The 18,018-nt window shown below is 63.8% G+C and carries 9 protein-coding genes; 6 read left to right on the plus strand and 3 right to left on the minus strand.

The annotated features are described in order from the left end of the window. Positions 1-61: 61 nt before the first annotated feature. Positions 62-460 (minus strand): GFA family protein, encoded by a 399-nt coding sequence (locus KGB28_RS11570; protein WP_223445047.1) that lies wholly within the window; start codon positions 458-460, stop codon positions 62-64. Between the two features lie 199 nt (positions 461-659). Here KGB28_RS11570 and KGB28_RS11575 point away from each other — a divergent pair, with 199 nt between their 5' ends. Then, entirely contained in the window at positions 660-1,139 is a 480-nt protein-coding gene (locus KGB28_RS11575; RefSeq protein WP_223445049.1) for an SRPBCC family protein, read from the plus strand. A gap of 293 nt (positions 1,140-1,432) precedes the next feature. On the opposite strand, the gene inhA is transcribed toward KGB28_RS11575, so the two are convergent. Beyond that, positions 1,433-2,119 (minus strand): isonitrile hydratase, encoded by a 687-nt coding sequence (gene inhA / locus KGB28_RS11580; RefSeq protein WP_223445051.1) that lies wholly within the window; start codon positions 2,117-2,119, stop codon positions 1,433-1,435. 89 nt (positions 2,120-2,208) lie between these two features. On the opposite strand from inhA, the gene KGB28_RS11585 reads away from it, so the two are divergent. Further along, entirely contained in the window at positions 2,209-3,192 is a 984-nt protein-coding gene (locus KGB28_RS11585) for a GlxA family transcriptional regulator (RefSeq protein ID WP_223445053.1), read from the plus strand. Between the two features lie 39 nt (positions 3,193-3,231). Here KGB28_RS11585 and KGB28_RS11590 read toward each other — a convergent pair whose 3' ends face one another. Beyond that, on the minus strand, positions 3,232-5,055 hold the full coding sequence (locus tag KGB28_RS11590) for a glycoside hydrolase family 15 protein (protein WP_223445055.1): 1,824 nt from the start codon (positions 5,053-5,055) through the stop codon (positions 3,232-3,234). A 270-nt stretch (positions 5,056-5,325) separates the two neighbouring features. Here KGB28_RS11590 and KGB28_RS11595 point away from each other — a divergent pair, with 270 nt between their 5' ends. From KGB28_RS11595 to KGB28_RS11610, 4 genes are all read left to right on the plus strand, one after another. Beyond that, the gene (locus KGB28_RS11595) at positions 5,326-6,498 is read left to right on the plus strand and encodes an MFS transporter (protein WP_223445057.1); all 1,173 of its coding nucleotides are present in this window, start codon (positions 5,326-5,328) and stop codon (positions 6,496-6,498) included. A gap of 172 nt (positions 6,499-6,670) precedes the next feature. Further along, positions 6,671-7,405, plus strand: a complete 735-nt coding sequence (locus KGB28_RS11600; protein ID WP_223445066.1) for a thioesterase II family protein — start codon at positions 6,671-6,673, stop codon at positions 7,403-7,405. Positions 7,406-7,662: 257 nt separating this feature from the next. Continuing rightward, positions 7,663-16,899 carry a non-ribosomal peptide synthetase gene (locus KGB28_RS11605; protein WP_223445068.1) on the plus strand — a complete coding sequence of 3,079 codons (9,237 nt, stop codon included), beginning with the start codon at positions 7,663-7,665 and terminating at the stop codon, positions 16,897-16,899. A gap of 52 nt (positions 16,900-16,951) precedes the next feature. Then, the gene (locus tag KGB28_RS11610; RefSeq protein ID WP_223445084.1) at positions 16,952-18,010 is read left to right on the plus strand and encodes a TauD/TfdA family dioxygenase; all 1,059 of its coding nucleotides are present in this window, start codon (positions 16,952-16,954) and stop codon (positions 18,008-18,010) included. The last annotated feature ends 8 nt before the right edge of the window (positions 18,011-18,018 follow it).

An 18,018-nucleotide genomic window follows, 5' to 3' on the forward strand; every position in this document is an offset into this window, starting at 1 on the left:
CTGGAGTGCTCGCTGTGACCGAATGAGAGATGCATCGTAGCGCCGAGGGGCATTCAGCCCGCTACGCTTGCCATTGCGCGTGCTTTTCCACCGAATCGTATTCCAGCCATGGCACGTCATGGGCCGTCCAGATATGCGCCTGGGGCGTCATCTGCGGATCGCTATCCAGTGTCGCCACCCGAACGATCACGTGCGGCTGGGCCGGCCGTTCGGCCATCAGGTGTGAACCGCAGGCCGAACAGAAATACCGAAACTTGCCCGGCGACGATTCATGGCGGCTCAGGCGATCCTGGCCTTTGGTCCAGCGAAAATGCTCGCGCATGACCCCGGCGGTCGATGCAAAAGCCGCCGCGTGAGCCTTGCGGCAGGTTTGGCAATGGCAGTGGCTGATGGGCATGTCGAGGCTATCGAGTTGGTATTCGATGGCCTTGCACAGGCAACTGCCGCGCAGTTTATTCATGGCTGACTCCTTTCAGGGGAAGATTTCGATGGAGAACGTTAGCAGTTTCGATTCTCTGACTATTCTCCCGCTCCAGAACTTATTGTCGTAAATGCAACCGAATATCTCAGGTATGGTTGATTGCACATCCCGATTGGTACAACTTTAGGGTTGGTCTTGTGCTCTTACTGACCTACTGTTCATGTACAGGAGGTGACTTATGAACCCAGCATCTGATCGCATCGAAAGGAAAATCCTGCTCAAGGCCAAGCGTTCACAGGTCTGGCGTGTGCTGGCCAATGCCGAAATGTTCGGACAATGGTTTGGCGTGGCACTGGAAGGCAAGCGTTTTGTGGCAGGCGAGTGGACCCAGGGGCAGATTACCTATCCCGGTTATGAGCATTTGCGCTGGAATGTACTGGTAGAGCGGGTCGAGCCGGAGCGGTTGTTTTCGTTTCGCTGGCACCCTTATGCCGTGAACCCGGAAGTCGATTACTCCCAGGAGCCCACCACACTGGTGAAATTCGAGCTCGAAGACATGGACGACGGTACGTTGCTCAGGGTCTCCGAGTCCGGTTTCGATCACGTTCCCCAGGCCCGTCGCGAAAGGGCTTTCCGCATGGACAGTCGTGGCTGGGAGGAGCAAATGAACAATATCGAGCAGTTTTTGATCGACAATGCCAAGTCCCACGAGCAATAGAGTGGCTGAAGTCGGCTCGAAACCTGAGGCGTTCAAGGGTTTCGGAAGGGGGGTTATAGCGAATGTCTTACACGCGATGGTAGCAATGTCGCCTGTTACAAATTGGATCCGGTGCGTATTCTCGCCTCACCCACTGAAGCACAGGATGTGCTCAGGATCATGGATGATCGACCATCTGCAAGGAACGCTACGACAAGGAGTCGTCATGGTCTTGGAAAAACCCGCTTCGGCGGGTTTTTTTTGCGCGCATGAAAAGTCGTGGCGGCAGGAACCGGGTTCCCGCCGCCATTTCTTCACTGTCGGTCGAGTTTTGCCGCCGCGCGCTCGGTGATCTGCGCCCGCAGCTTCAACGAGCCGGCAGCCCGCTGGCGAGCCTCCTCCAGCACACTGGCCGGGGCCGTCTCGGGGCTGCCCGCGCTAAACGGCGGGGCCGGGGCGTATTCCAGTTGCAGCTGCACCAGCTCGGCGGTGGCCTGGTCGAACAGCTCGGCGGCCAGGGTCAGGGCGAAGTCGATACCGGCGGTGATACCGCCACCGGTCAACAGATTGCCGTCGCGAACCACCCGGCCTTGCACCGCAATTGCGCCCAGCGGCTTGAGCAATTCGTGATACGCCCAGTGAGTGGTGGCGCGTTTGCCCTTGAGCAATCCCGCCGCGCCCAGCACCAGCGAGCCGGTGCACACCGACGTGACGTACCGGGCGTTGGCGGCCTGGGCCTTGAGAAAGTCCAGGGTCTGGTCATCTTCCATCAAGGGGCCGACGCCACTGCCACCGGGCACACAGATCACATCCAGTGCCGGGCAATCGTCGAAGGTGGTGGTGGGTTTCAACAGCAGGCCGGTGCTGGCGGTGACCGGCATCAGGTCTTTCCAGATCAGATGCACTTTCACATCCGGCAGCGAGGCCAGTACGTCGTAAGGGCCGGTCAGGTCCAGTTGCTGGACCTGTGGAAACAACAGAAAACCGATCTGTAACGTCATGGTGTTCTTTCTCGTGAAGTGGGTGGACGGTTTGACTTTAGGCTCGTAGGCTTTGGCGCATACGCCAATATCCCCACGAATTACGCCAAATGTCGAAAACCATCCGTGTGCTCGCTTTCGCCAACGTGCAATTGCTCGACGTCACCGGGCCGTTGCAGGTATTCGCTTCGGCCAACGACATAGCCCGCCAGCAAGGCCTGCCGCCACCCTACGCGCCGACGGTGATTGCCAGCGGCGGCGGGGCGGTGATGTCGTCGGCGGGCTTGTCGCTGTTGGCCGAACCGTTACCGGAGGAGGGCACCGATACCCTGATCATCGCCGGTGGCTGGGGTGTTTACGCAGCGGCTGAAGATGCGCCGTTGGTCGCCTGGGTGCGCGAACATGCCCGTGGTTGCCGGCGCGTTTCCTCGGTGTGCACCGGCGCGTTCCTGCTGGCAGCCAGCGGCTGGCTCGACGGCCGGCGCGTGGTCACCCACTGGACCCGTTGCGAGCAACTGGCGCAGCAGCACCCGCAACTGCATGTCGAGCCCAACCCGATCTTCATCAACGACGGCCCGGTCTGGACCTCGGCCGGGGTGACCGCCGGCATCGACCTGGCAATGGCCATGGTCGAACAAGATCTGGGGCGCGCCATGGCCCTGGAAGTCGCCCGGCAACTGGTGGTGTTTCTCAAGCGTCCGGGTGGCCAGTCGCAATTCAGCGTGACCCTGTCACTGCAACAGGAAGGCAACCGTTTCGACGAACTTCACGCCTGGATCAGCGAAAACCTGACCCACGACCTCGGCATCCCGACCCTGGCCTTGCAGGCCGGCATGAGCGAACGCAGCTTCGTGCGCCACTACCGCGCCGACACCGGCCAGACCCCGGCTCGGGCCATTGAACTGATCCGCGTCGAAACCGCGCGGCGTTTGCTCAGCGATACCGGCGTGCCGATCAAGCGGGTGGCGGTGCAATGCGGCTTCGGCAGCGAAGAAACCCTGCGCCGCAGCTTCCTGCGGGCCATGGGCGTGACGCCACAGGCTTATCGGGAGCGGTTTTCGGTCAGTGCTGGCGTAGATCCAGTGGTGTCTTGAACCACCTTCTGCCTGAGTTCGAATATTGTTTACCTGTATTCACGGCTGCCAAAGAACCTTCTCCCCACTCAACCTCCGATCCAGAAAGCACGCCGCACTGATCAACGCCAGATGCGTCAGCGCCTGCGGCGTGTTGCCCATATGCCGCCCATGGCTGTCGAACTCTTCGGCATACAACCCCAGCGGGTTGGCGTACCTGAGCAGTTGTTCGAACTCCAGGTGGGCCTTGTCGAGCTGGCCGGCGCGGGCCAGGCATTCGACGTACCAGAACGAGCACGCGGCGAACGCGCCTTCGCTGCCGGGCAGGCCGTCGATCTGGCTGTCGTCGTTGCGGTAGCGGTAGATCATGCCGTCGCGCACCAGGCTCTTTTCGATGGCTTGCAGGGTCGCCAGCCAGCGCGGGTCGCGGGCGCTGACGAAACGCACCAGCGGCATCAGCAGCATCGAACCGTCCAGGCCAGTGCCGCCGATGTGCTGGACGAAATGTCCGCGTTCCTCGCACCAGAAGTTCTCCCAGATGTCGGCGTAGATCGCCTGGCGGGTCTGGTCCCAGCGCGCGAAGGGTGCCGGCAGCGAGCGTTTTGAAGCGAGGCGGATGGCGCGGTCCAGGGCGACCCAGCACATCAGCCGTGAATGCAGGAAATGGTATTGCGCGCCGCGCATCTCCCAGATCCCGACATCCTTTTGCTCCCAGGTTTCGCAAACCTGATCGATCACCTCCACCGTGTGTTTCCAGCCTTCATGGGAGATGGCTTCGCCGTATTTGTTGACCAGGTAAATCGCGTCCATCAACTCGCCAAAGATATCGAGCTGGACCTGTTCGTAGGCCTGATTGCCGATGCGCACCGGTTGTGCACCACCATGACCGGACAGGTGTGTCAGCTCGATCTCCGGCAATTCCTGGCGACCGTCGATGGCATACAGGATATTGAGTTTCATCGGCTTGCCCCGACAGTCGCTGACCCGCCCGCGCAACCAGCGCATGTAGGCGTTGGCCTCTTCGACGAAGCCCAGGCGCATGAACGCATAGACGGTGAACGAGGCGTCGCGGATCCAGGTGAAGCGATAGTCCCAGTTGCGTGCGCCACCCGGGCTTTCCGGCAGACCGAAGGTGGCGGCGGCGAGAATGGCGCCGTGTTTGCGCGAGGTCAGCAGCTTCATCGCCAGGGCCGAGCGGTTGACCATTTCGCGCCAGCGGCCACGGTAGTTGGACTGGCCGATCCAGTCGCGCCAGAACTTCAGGGTGCGCTCCAGGCACAGTTGCGCAGCGCCTTCCTTGAAGCGCGGATCGTCGAGGGCGCCGAGCAGGAACTGACCGGTCTGGTCTTGTTCGAGGGTGAACTCGGCGACCGCCACGTTGGCGTCGATGCGCAATGCCTGATCCGCAGAGAGCCGCAGAGTCGGTTGGCCGTCAGCCTCAAACACCACATCCTGTTTGTTCTGGCGTGCGCGAGTGTGGGCGCGGGCGTAGTCATGGCGCACGGTGCAGCACATGTGGAAGGTGGCGCGGCCGCTGACCACTCGGACCCGCCGCATCAGCAGCGGCAAGTCATCCTCGGTGTCGCCGACGGGCAGCAGGTCGGTGACTTCGACCACGGCTCGATCACTGAGCCAGCGGGTCAGCAGTACATTGGTGTCGGGCAGGTAGATTTGTTCGCGGCGGGCGTCGGGCAAGTCCGGTGACAACTGGAAAATCCCGGCCTCGGGGGTGTCCAGCAGCGAGCAGAAGATCGACGGGCTGTCGAACTCCGGCCAGCAGAAAAAATCCACGCTGCCCTTGTCGTTGACCAGCGCCGCGCTGCGCATGTCGCCGATGATGCCGTGGGCGTCGATGGGGCTTTGGCGTTCGGGGGGATCAACCATTGTCGCGAAACTCCGGAACCTGAGGCCTAATCAGCTGACTGGTTTGGGTGGCCGAGAGTTCATTTGGCGGGGTGGTTGTGGTGGTTTAGCTGGCCCCTTCGCAAGCAAGCCCGCTCCCACATTGGACGGCGTACACAAATCAACTGTGGGAGCGGCGGTGCGGCGATCCGACTTGCTCGCGAAGGGGCCTTCACATTCAACCAACAATTCCACGCTTCCCCCGCAATCAGCCGTTATGGCAACGTGCAGTCCCCTGATGAGACCCGTCCCATGGCCAACCCCTATCGCGAGTTGTTCAAAGCCCCCGGCAGTGGCGCCTTCGTGCTGGCCGCAATGATCGCGCGCATGCCGATTTCCATGACCGGCATCGGCCTGATCACCATGCTTTCGCAGTTGCAGGGTGGCTACGCAATGGCCGGCGCGGTGGCGGCTACGTTCGCCCTGGCCACGGCCTTTTGTGCGCCGCAGGTTTCGCGGCTGGTGGATCGCTATGGCCAGGGGCGGATTCTGCCGGTGGCGGCGTTGCTGGGCGGTGGGGCACTGTTGCTGCTGTTGCTGTGCACGCGATTGCAGGCGCCGCACTGGACGCTGTTTTTCTTCGCCGCGCTGGCCGGTTGCATGCCGAGCATGTCGGCGATGGTCCGTGCACGCTGGACCGAGGTGTATCGCGGCCGCCCCGAGTTGCAGACTGCCTACGCCCTGGAGTCGGTGCTGGACGAAGTCTGTTTCATCGTCGGGCCGCCACTGTCGGTGGGGTTGTGCGTGGTGGCATTCCCCGAGGCCGGGCCGTTGGCGGCCTTGCTGGCGCTGGCCATCGGCGTCACCGCGTTCGTCTTGCAGCGCAGCACGGAACCGCCGGTGCATCCCCATGAAGAACACCATCAAGGCTCGATCATCCGTTCCCGCGACATTCAGTTGCTGATGCTGTTGATGGTGGCCATGGGCACCATCGTCGGCGTGGTGGACGTGGTCAGCGTCGCCTTCGCGCAACACCAGGGCCAACCGGCGGCGGCGAGCATCGTGCTGTCGGTGTATGCCATCGGCTCGTGCCTGGCCGGGTTGGCGTTCGGCGCATTGCGCTCGAAAGTGCCGCTGGCGCGCCTGTTCCTGTACGGCGGGGTAGCGACGGCGGTGACCACCTTGCCGTTGCTGCTGGCGACGAACATTTTCGGCTTGTCCCTGGCGGTGTTTGTCGCCGGCCTGTTTTTTGCCCCGACGCTGATTGTCGCCATGGCCCTGGTGGAGCAGATCGTACCGCCGGCCAAACTCACCGAAGGCCTGACCTGGCTGGTCACCGGCCTGAGCATCGGCGTGGCGATCGGCGCCGCCGGCTCCGGCTGGCTGGTGGACGCCTTCGGCGCACGCAGCGGGTTCTGGCTGGCGATTGCGGCGGGGGCGGTGGTGCTCGGTTCCGCGATCCCGAGCTATCGCCATCTGAAATGAAGATTTACCTGTGGGAGCGGGCTTGCTCGCGAAGGCGGTGTGTCAGTCGACATCAATGTTGCATGACACACCGCCTTCGCGAGCAAGCCCGTTCCCACAGCGGTTATTCGTATGGCTAATTCTTTGGGCTCCTCGTCCGTTCTCCAAGCAGACAACTCTCGAGGAAAGTCCGGTGACCCCGCTGACATTGCTGTGCCTGCCCTATTCGGGCGCGAGTGCCATGGTCTATAGCCGTTGGCGGCGCAAGCTGCCGCAGTGGCTCACGCTGCAACCGGTGGAACTGCCGGGGCGCGGCGCGCGGTACGGCGAGCCCTTGCACACCGACATGCGCCGCCTGGCGCTGCAATTGGCCCAGGAACAAAAAACCACACTGAAGGCGCCGTACGCGCTGTTCGGCCATAGCATGGGCGCGTTGCTGGCCTGCGAGATGGCCCACGCACTTCGCTCGCTGGGTTGCCCGGAACCGGTAGCGCTGTTCGCTTCGGGCACCGCCGCGCCGACCCTGCGCGCCGACTACGACCGGGGCTTTGCCCAGCCCAAGACCGACGCCGAACTGATCGAGCAACTGCGCACCCTCAACGGCACCAGCGAAGAGATCCTGGCCAACGAAGAGTTGATGAGCCTGACCCTGCCGGTGCTGCGCGCGGACTTCCTGCTGTGCGGACGTTTCGAGCCGGTGCAGCGCCCCTTGCTCAAGTGCCCGGTGCACGTGCTCGGTGGCAAGAGCGATCGCGCCACCACCGAACAGTTGATCGGCTGGAGCCAGGAAACCCGTGGCAGTTTTTCGGTGGACATGCTGGCGGGCGGGCACTTTTTCATCCATGAGCAGGAAGCGAAGGTGCTGCGGGTGATCAAGGATCAGCTTGAGGTGCATCATCGGCGGCTTTCCATGGCTGCCGTGGGTTAACACCATTCCCAAATTTCACCCGACCCCTGTGGGAGCGGGCTTGCTCGCGATGGCGGCATCACATTCAACTTGAATGTGTCTGACCCACCGCTATCGCGAGCAAGTCGGATCACCGCACCGTCGCTCCCACAGGTTTTTCATTGTTCTGTATTGCGCATTTCACCTCCCGCCTGATCCGCTAATTTTTCCCGCCTGCATTCGTTTTATAGGCACGACGCGCCTTTGCGCCTGCTGCCTACTGATGCGGATGCCGATAGATGAATGCTGAAGACTCCTTGAAACTTGCTCGCCGGTTTATCGGGTTGCCCCTGGAAAAGCGCCAGATGTTCCTTGCGGCCTTGCACAAGGAGGGCGTGGATTTCGCCCGTTTCCCGATTCCGGCCGGCATCGAGGCCGAGGATCGCCAGGCGCTGTCGTACGCCCAGCAACGCATGTGGTTTCTCTGGCAACTGGACCCCCACAGCGGCGCGTACAACCTGCCGGGCGCGGTGCGGCTGACCGGTCGCCTGAACCTGTCGGCGCTGGAACAGGTATTCGCCAGCCTGGTGGCGCGGCATGAAACCCTGCGCACGGTGTTCGCCCGTCAGGCCGATGACAGCCTGAAGCAAGCCCCGGCCACAGCACCGCTGGTCATCGAGCAAGTGGATTTCAGCGCATTGCCTGCCAATGAGCGCGAATGTGCCGTGGCTGAAACCGCCGAGCAGCAATCAGTGCTGCCGTTCGATCTGTCGACCGGTCCGCTGCTGCGGGTGACCTTGCTCAAGCTCGCCGAGCAGGAACATGTCCTGCTGCTGACCCTGCACCACATCGTCTCCGACGGCTGGTCGATGAACGTGCTGATCGACGAATTCATCCGCTGCTACGACGCCTTCGATGCGGGCGCACAACCGCAGTTGGCAGCATTGCCGATCCAGTACAGCGACTACGCCCTGTGGCAGCGCCGCTGGCTGGAGGCGGGCGAGCAGGCGCGGCAACTGGCGTACTGGCAGGCGCAATTGGGTGACGAACACCCGGTGCTGGAATTGCCCCTGGACCATTCGCGCCCGGCGATGCCGAGCTATCGCGGCACCCGCTACGAATTCGCGGTGGAGGCGCAACTGGCCGAGCAACTGCGCAACACCGCACAGAAACACAACATCACCCTGTTCATGCTGTTGCTCGGCGCCTTCAACGCTTTGCTGCATCGCTACACCGGGCAAACCGACATCCGCGTCGGCGTGCCCATCGCCAACCGCAACCGCGCGGAAATCGAAGGTCTGATCGGCTTCTTCGTCAACACCCAGGTACTGCGCACGCAACTGGACGGCCAGACCCGGGTCGACGACCTGCTGCGCGCCATCAAGGACACCGCCCTCGGCGCCCAGGCCCATCAGGACCTGCCGTTCGAGCGCCTGGTCGAAGCGCTGAAACTGGAACGCAGCCTCAGCCACACCCCGCTGTTCCAGGTGATGTACAACCACCAACCGCACGTGGCCGACATGGCCTCGGTCAGCACCGCGTCCGGCCTGGAGCTGGACAGCATCGACTGGCAAAGCCGCACCACCCAGTTCGACTTGACCCTCGATACCTGGGAGAAGGGCGGCAAGCTGCACGCCGCGCTGACCTACGCCAGCGACCTGTTCGAGGCCGATACCATTGCGCGCATGGCCGGGCACTGGACGCGCCTGTTACAGGCGTTGGTCGACGACTCGACGCAAAAAATCGGCGAGTTGCCGATGCTGACAGCGGATGAACAGCAAGTGCTGGTGCGGGACTGGAACCGCACCGCCGAGGCCTATCCGGTCGAGCAGTGCATGCACCAGTTGATCCAGGCCCAGGCCCGACGCACCCCTGGCGCGCCGGCGCTGGTGTTTGGCGATCGTCAGCTCAGCTACGGGCAACTCGATGCCCGCAGCAATCAACTGGCGCACTGCTTGCGTGAGCAGGGTGTCGGTCCGGATGTGTTGGTGGGCATTTGCGTCGAGCGTTCGCTGGAGATGGTCATCGGCCTGCTGGCGATTCACAAGGCCGGTGGTGCCTACGTACCGCTGGACCCTGAGTACCCGGCCGAACGCCTGGCCTACATGATCGAAGACAGCGCGATCGGCCTGTTGCTCAGCCAAAGCACCTTGATCGGCGCACTGCCCACCGAGGGTGTCAAGGTCATCGCCCTGGATCAGGAACAGGACTGGCTCGACGGCTACAGCGAGACCTGCCCGCCGGTTGAAGTGCATCCGCTGAACCTGGCCTATGTGATCTACACCTCCGGCTCCACCGGCAAGCCCAAAGGCGCCGGCAACAGTCACGCCGCGCTGGTCAACCGCTTGTGCTGGATGCAGCAGGCTTACGGGCTGGATGGCAGCGACTCGGTGTTGCAGAAAACCCCGTTCAGTTTCGACGTGTCGGTGTGGGAGTTCTTCTGGCCGCTGATGACCGGCGCACGCCTGGTGGTGGCGCCGCCGGGGGCGCATCGTGAGCCGGCGCAGTTGATCCGCCTGATCGATGACTACGGCATCAGTACGCTGCACTTTGTGCCGTCGATGCTGCAGGCGTTCATCCACGAACCGGGTGTCGAGGCTTGCACCGGCCTCAGGCGCATCGTGTGCAGCGGTGAAGCCTTGCCGCTGGATGCGCAATTGCAGGTGTTCAAAAAGCTGCCGGGCGCCGGGTTGTACAACCTCTACGGCCCGACCGAGGCGGCCATCGACGTCACCCACTGGACCTGCATCGACGAAGGCGCCGACAGCGTGCCCATCGGCCGGCCCATCGCCAACCTGCGCACCCATGTGCTGGATGCGCAATTGCTCCCGGTTCCGGCCGGCGTGGCGGGGGAGTTGTACCTCGGCGGCGCCGGGCTGGCGCGCAGTTATCACCGGCGTCCGGCGCTCAGCGCCGAGCGTTTCGTGCCGTGCCCCTTCCATGACGGCGCGCGCTTGTACCGCACCGGCGACCGCGTTCGGCAGCGTGCCGATGGGGTGATCGAATACCTCGGGCGCCTCGACCATCAAGTCAAATTGCGTGGCCTGCGCATCGAGCTGGGGGAAATCGAGACTCGCCTGATGCAGCATGCCCTGGTGCGCGAGGCCGTGGTGCTGGTGCAGGGCGGCAAGCATCTGGTGGCGTATCTAGTGCTGGAAAACGCCGATGCCGACTCGCAGTGGCCGCAAACCCTCAAGGCCTGGCTGCTCGGCAGCCTGCCGGAATACATGGTGCCCACCTACCTGATGCCGCTGGACGCCTTGCCGGTGACCGCCAACGGCAAGCTCGACCGCAAGGCCTTGCCGCCACCGGACGCCGCGCCGCAACAGGCATTCGTCGCGCCACAGGATGCGATGCAGACCGCGCTGGCGCAGATCTGGCAGGACGTATTGGGCGCGGAACCCGTGGGCCTCGAAGACAACTTCTTCGAGCTCGGCGGCGACTCGATCATTTCCATCCAGGTGGTCAGCCGTGCCCGCCAGGCGGGCATTCGCCTCAGCCCGCGCGACCTGTTCCAGTACCAGACCGTGCGCAGCCTGGCACTGGTCGCGGCGTTCGACAGCCGCAGCACTGTCGATCAAGGTCCGGTCAGTGGCGAGGTGATTCTGACCCCGGCCCAGCATTTCTTCTTCGAACAGGCCATCGCCCAGCGCCGGCACTGGAACCAGTCGCTGCTGCTGACACCCCGGGAAGCGTTGAGTCCTGAGGCGTTGGAGCGGGCGTTGGTTACCGTAATCAACCACCACGACGCCTTGCGCCTGCGCTTCATCGAGGGGACCGACGGCTGGCAGCAGCGCCATGCAGCGCCGGTCGAGTCCGCGGGGCTGTGGTTGCGCAATGCGTCTTCAGCCGAAGCCGTGACCGCCCTGTGCGATGAAGCGCAACGCAGCCTCGATCTGGCAGACGGCCCGCTGCTGCGTGCCTTGCTGGTCAGCCTCGACGATGGCAGCCAGCGCCTGCTGCTGGTGGTCCATCACCTGGCGGTGGACGGGGTGTCGTGGCGGGTGTTGCTCGAAGACTTGCAACAGGCTTACCGGCAAGTGGCGTTGCCCGAGAAAACCAGCGCCTACCAGGCCTGGGCCACGCACCTGCAACAGTATGCCGGCACCTTGCTTGGGCAAATGCCGTACTGGCAGGCGCAACTGGCGGATGCCCGGGACCTGCCGTGTGACAACCCGCAGGGCAGTTTGCAGCAGCGCCACGGGCACAAGATCGAGTCGAAACTGGACGCCGAACTGACCCGCCTGTTGCTGCAACAGGCCCCGGCGGCCTATCGCACCCAGGTCAATGATCTGTTGCTCACGGCGCTGGCGCGGGTCATCTGCCGCTGGAGCGGGCAGGGCTCGACGCTGATCCAGCTCGAAGGCCACGGCCGCGAAGACCTGGGCGACGACCTCGACCTGAGCCGCACCGTCGGCTGGTTCACCAGCCTGTTTCCAGTGCGCCTGCAACCCGAGGCCGGGGTGGCGAATTCGATCAAGTCGATCAAGGAGCAACTGCGCGCCATTCCCGACAAGGGCCTGGGCTACGGCTTGCTGCGCTACCTCGGTGAACCGGCACAGCGCCAGGCCCTGCAAGACCTGCCGGCGCCAAGGATCACCTTCAACTACCTGGGACAGTTCGACCGTCAGTTCGACGACGCCGCGCTGTTCGTCCCGGCCCCGGAAAGCGGCGGTCAGGCCCAGGGCGACGATGCACCGTTGGCCAACTGGCTGACCGTGGAAGGCCAGGTCTATGGCGGGCAGCTCTCGCTGCAATGGGGCTTCAGCCGTGACCTGTTTGCCGAGTCCACCGTGCAACGACTGGCCGATGCCTACGCCGAAGAACTCAAGACGCTGATCGAACATTGCTGCTCGATCGTGGCAGGCCAGGTCACGCCGTCGGACTTCCCGTTGGCGCGCATCACCCAGGCACAACTCGATGCCTTGCCTGTTGCGGCGGCGGCCATCGAGGATGTTTTCCCGCTGACGCCGATGCAGCAGGGCATGCTGTTCCACACCCTGTACGAACCCCAGGCCGAGGCCTACATCAATCAATTGCGCCTGGACATCCAGGGCCTGGAACTGGCGGCATTCGGCCGGGCCTGGCAAGCGGCGATCAACCGGCATGACATCCTGCGCAGCAGCTTCCACTGGCTGGGGCTCGAGTGCGCGCATCAGGTGATTCATCGCCAGATCGACCTGCAACTGCAAGTGATCGAAGCCGCCGACATCGAGCTCGATGCACTGGCCGCCGAGGAGCGCAGCCGTGGCTTCGAACTCAGCACCGCGCCGTTGTTCCGCCTGTTGCTGGTGCGCCGGGGCAGTGAAGACTGGCACCTGATCCATACCAGCCATCACATCCTCATGGACGGCTGGAGCAACGCCCAGTTGCTCGGTGAAGTGATCCAGCACTATGCCGGCCAGACATTGGCCAGGCCGTTGGGGCAATACCGCGACTACCTGGGCTGGATTCAACAGCAGCCGCTGCTGGCCGCCGAGCAGTTCTGGAAACAGGCGCTGGCGCCGCTGGAAACGCCGACGCTGCTGGCGCAAGCCTTGCCGACGCCCGCCGAAGGGCACGGCATGGGCGAACATCAATTGACCCTTGAAAGCGCCGCGCTACAGTGCCTGAGCGATTTCGCCCGCCAGCAGAAAATCACCCTCAACACCTTGCTGCAAGGCGCCTGGGGCCTGCTGTTGCAGCGCTACACCGGCCAGTCCTGTGTGGCGTTCGGCGCAACGATAGCCGGACGCTCCGCGCCGTTGCCGGGCATCGAACAGCAGTTGGGGCTGTTCATCAACACCTTGCCGATCATCGCCGCGCCGCAGGCAGGGCAGTCGGTGGCCCGGTGGCTCAACGACCTGCAAGCCCTGAACCTGAGCCTGCGCGAGTTCGAACACGTGCCGCTGTACGATATTCAGGGCTGGGCCGGGCAACAGGGGGCGCTGTTCGACAGCCTGCTGGTGTTCGAGAACTTCCCGGTGGCCGAAGCCCTCAAGCAAGGAGCGCCGGCGGGCCTGACCTTCGGCGCGTTGCACAATCACGAAATCACCAGTTACCCGCTGACCCTGGGCATCGAAGTCGGCGCCAGCCTGCGCCTGGATTTCAGTTTCGACCGCACCCGGTTCAGCGCGGAGCAGATCAGCCAGTTGGGCGCCAGTCTGCTGCATGTGCTGGCGCAATTTGTTGCCCAGCCACAACAGGCGCTCGGTGCCGTCAGCCTGCTGGACGCTCAGACCCAAGCCCAGGTAATACGCGGCTCGCGTCCACCGGCACCACAACTGGACAGTCCGTTGCTGGCCCATCAGCGCTTCGAGCAACAAGCGGCCCGCACCCCCGATGCGTTGGCGGTGATGGTCGGTGACGAACGCCTGACGTACGCCCAACTCAACACCCAGGCCAACCAGCTCGCCCATCGCCTGCGCGCCCAGGGTGTGGCGCCGGGGCAGCGGGTGGGTCTGTCGGTGCGGCGCAATGCGCAAATGATCGTCAGCCTGATGGCGATCCTCAAGGCCGGCGCCGGTTATGTGCCGCTGGACCCGGATTACCCGGCCGAGCGCCTGGCCTACATGATCGAAGACAGCGGCATGGACCTGCTGCTGGCGCAACCGGGGTTGCTGGTCGATGTGACGCTACCGCAAGGGTTGCCACGCCTGGCGCTGGAGCCGGGCGCAGGCACCGGGTATTGCACCGACAACCTGGTCAACCTCGCCAGCGCCGAAGACCTCGCCTATCTGATCTACACATCTGGCTCTACCGGACGGCCGAAAGGCGTGTGCCTGGCCCATGCCGCACTGCGCGAGTTTTGCGTGATCGCGGCGGACTATTCACAACTCACCGCGCAAGACCGTGTACTGCAATTCGCCACGTTCAGCTTCGACGGCTTTGTCGAACAGTGCTACCCGCCACTGTGCGTGGGCGCGGCGCTGGTGATGCGCGGCGATGAACTGTGGGACACCGACACCCTCTATCGCCAGATCATCGAACAGGGCGTGACCCTGGCGGATTTGCCGGCGGCCTACTGGTTCCTGCTGGCTCAGGAGTGGGCCGCGCAACCGCAGCGGGACAAGGGGCGCTTGCGTCAGGTCCACGTCGGCGGCGAAGCCATGTCGCTGGAAGGCCTGAAACTGTGGCACGCCGCCGGTTTGGGCGATGTGCGCCTGCTCAACACCTACGGGCCGACCGAAGCCACGGTGGTGTCCAGCACCCATGAGTGCACGCTGGCCGATACCCGCAATCACCTTGGCGTGCCCATCGGCAAAGCCCTGCCGGGGCGTGCGCTGTACGTACTGGACAGCGAAGGTCACCTGCTGCCGACCGGTTGCGTCGGCGAGTTGTGCATCGGTGGCGACGCCGGCCTTGCCCAGCGTTATCACCAGCGACCGGGCTTGAGCGCCGAGCGCTTCATCGCCGATCCGTTTTTCAGCACCCCGGGTGCGCGGCTGTACCGCAGCGGTGATCTGGCGCGCTATCGCGAGGACGGTGCGCTGGAGTACCTGGGGCGTATCGATCATCAGGTGAAAATCCGTGGTTTCCGGGTCGAGTTGGGTGAGCTCGAAGCGCATCTGCAAGGCTTGCCGATGATCAGCGAAGCCGCGGTGCTGGTGCATGAAGGCGTTGGCGGCAAGCAATTGATCGGCTACGTGGTGCCGGCCGATGCCGGGCTGCTGGCGGCGGATGCGCGTCAACTCACCGACACCGTGCGCCGCGCCCTGGGCGAGCGCCTGCCGGACTACATGCTGCCGGCGCAACTGGTGTTGCTGGCGGCGTTGCCGCTCAACCGCAACGGCAAACTCGATCGCGCCGCGTTGCCGGCCCCGCAGGTCTGGGAGGCCGAAGTCGGCAGTGCGCCGCAAGGTGCGCTGGAAATCGAACTGGCGCAGATCTGGCGGCAGGTGTTGCAGGTCAGTCGCGTCGACCGCGAAAACAGCTTCTTCGAATTGGGCGGGCATTCGTTGCTGGCGACGCAAATCGTCTCGCAGATCCGCCAGCGCCTGGGCCTGTCGGTGAGCCTGCGCAGCCTGTTCGAACATCCGCGCCTCGAGGATTTCGCCGCTCAGGTGCAGGTGCTGCAACACAGCTGTGAACGCCCGGCGCTGGTGGCGGACACCTCTGGCGAACGCCAGCCGTTGTCCTTTGCCCAGCAGCGCCTGTGGTTCCTGTGGAGCCTGGAGCCGGACAGTTCGATGTACAACATGCCCGGTGCCTTGCGCCTGCGGGGCGAGTTGAACCTTGACGCCCTGCGCCTCAGCTTCGAAACCCTGGTGCAGCGTCACGCCGTGTTGCGCACCACCTTTTACGAAGAAGACGGCCAGGCCTGGCAGCGGGTCCACGGGCAATTGCCGTTGAGCTTCGAGGCCAGCGACCTGCGGCATCGGCCGGCGCCGGATGTCGAAGCGCAGCAACTGGCCCGCGAGGAAGTCGCCCGGCCATTCGACCTGCGCCACGGTCCGTTGCTGCGGGTGCGGGTGCTGCGGGTCGCGGATGACGAGCATGTGCTGTTGCTGACAGTGCATCACATCGTCGCCGATGACTGGTCATTCCGCGTGCTGATCAATGAATTCGTCACGCTCTATCCAACCCTCAACCTTGGTCAGACTCCGCAACTGCCGGCGCACAGCGTGCAGTACGCCGACTTCGCCAAATGGCAGCGCCAGTGGCTGGAGCAGGGCGGCGAGTTGCAGCGCCAACTTGACTACTGGCAGCAGCGCCTTGCCGAGCCACAGGCGGTACTGGAGTTGCCCGCCGATGGTGACGGGCGCGCGGCGCAAGAGGGTGCCAGTGCCCATTTCACCTTCAGCGGCGAACTCAGCCAGCAGTTGCGCGACTTTGCCCAACAGCGCGATCTGTCGCTGTTCATGCTGCTGCTGGCCGGTTTCACCCTGGTCCTGCGCCAGCGTACCGAGGTCAGTCGGGTGCGCATCGGCACCGATATCGCCAACCGAAATCAAGCCGAGCTTGAAGAAATGGTCGGCTTCTTCGTTAACCAATTAGTACTGCAAGTGGAGGTCGATGCCGAGCAGTCGGCGGCGCAGTTGCTGGAGGTTTGTCGCCGGGCGGTGCTGGAGGCTTCGGACCATCAGGACCTGCCGTTCGAGCGTCTGGTGGAAGCCTTGCGCCTGCCACGCCGGGCCGGCCGTTCGCCGCTGTTCGACATCAAGCTGATCTACCAGGAAGGCGTTGGTCGCCTGCCGTCGATGGAGGGCCTGCAGGTTGAGGACTTCCCGTCCGGGCGTCAGGCCGCCGAGATCGGCATGGTCGCCGCGTTCTACAACGATGCCGAGCACATTCACTTGAGTTTCGAAACGCCGGTGGGCCAGTACCTGCCGAGCACGCTGGAGTCCTTGTTCGAGCAGATCCGGGCGGTACTCGAAGCGCTGATACGCGCTGACGGGTTGCAGGTCGGCGAGTTGCTGGACCTGGCGGCCGATGTGCAGCGCCGTGCCGATGCGCGCTTGAACGAGCAACGCAAGGCCTTGCTCGGCGGCGCCATGGCGATCAAGCGTCGCTCGGCGAACCGTGGCGCGCCGGCAGCGCAATCCGCGGCGGACTGATTCAGTCGGCGGCGCCTCTGAGCGCCGCCGTCAACATTTTCTGGAGGGGTTTATGACCGTTTCAACGACCAAGTCCATGCCCAGGATGGGCCGTGGTGCCCGCAAAAGCCTGTCCACCGATCCGACGCGGCTGGTGAGTTTTGCGCCAATGTTCGAAGGCCTGAGCATGCCACTGGTGTGCCGTCCGGCCGTGTCCGGCGTGAGCCTGGTGGAGTGGGCGGCCCAGAATCGCGCGCTGATCGAAAGCAAGCTGCTGGAACACGCGGTGATCCTGTTCCGTGGCTTCCAGGTGGCGGACATCAGCGAGTTCAACCGCTGCGTCGATGCAATTTCCGGCGGCGCCCTGGAGTACCTGTTCCGCGCCTCGCCACGGACCCAGATCAGCGGCCAGTTCAAGATCTACAGCTCCACCGATTACCCGGCGCCGGAAAAAATCTTCCCGCACAACGAACACTCGTACTCGCCGGTGTTCCCGCGTCACCTGTACTTCTACTGCGACACGCCGTCGGCCACCGGCGGTGAAACGCCATTCGGCGATACCCGCCAGATTCTGGCGCGGATCGACCCGGCAGTGCGCGAGGAATTCCAGCGCAAACGCATTCAGTACGTGCGCAACTACGGTGACGGCATGGGCCTGCCGTGGCAGACCGTGTTCCAGAGCGAGGACCGCGCAGAAGTCGAGGCGTACTGCGCCAAGATCGGCATCCAGGCGGAATGGAAGTCGGGCAACCGCCTGCGCACGCGGCAAAACGGCCCGGCCATCGTGCGCCATCCACTGACCGGCGAGCGCATCTGGTTCAACCACGGCACTTTCTTCAACGCACTGACCCTGCCGGACAGCATCCGCGACAACCTGCTGCGTGAATTCGGCCCGCAGGACCTGCCGCAAAACACCTTCTTCGGCGACGGCTCGCCGATTCCCGACGATGTGATCCGCCACCTGCAAGGCATCTACCGCGAGGTGATGGTCGAGTTTGCTTGGGAGAAGGGCGACGTGGTGCTGCTCGACAACATCCTCAGCGTGCATGCGCGCAACGAATTCACCGGCTACAGAAAAATCCTCACGGCCATGGCCATCGCGCAGAAAAGCGCCGACCTGGATCAGGAATAAGGACACCC

Source organism: Pseudomonas sp. BF-R-19, from assembly GCF_019956445.1.
Classification (GTDB): Bacteria; Pseudomonadota; Gammaproteobacteria; order Pseudomonadales; family Pseudomonadaceae; genus Aquipseudomonas; species Aquipseudomonas fluorescens_BH.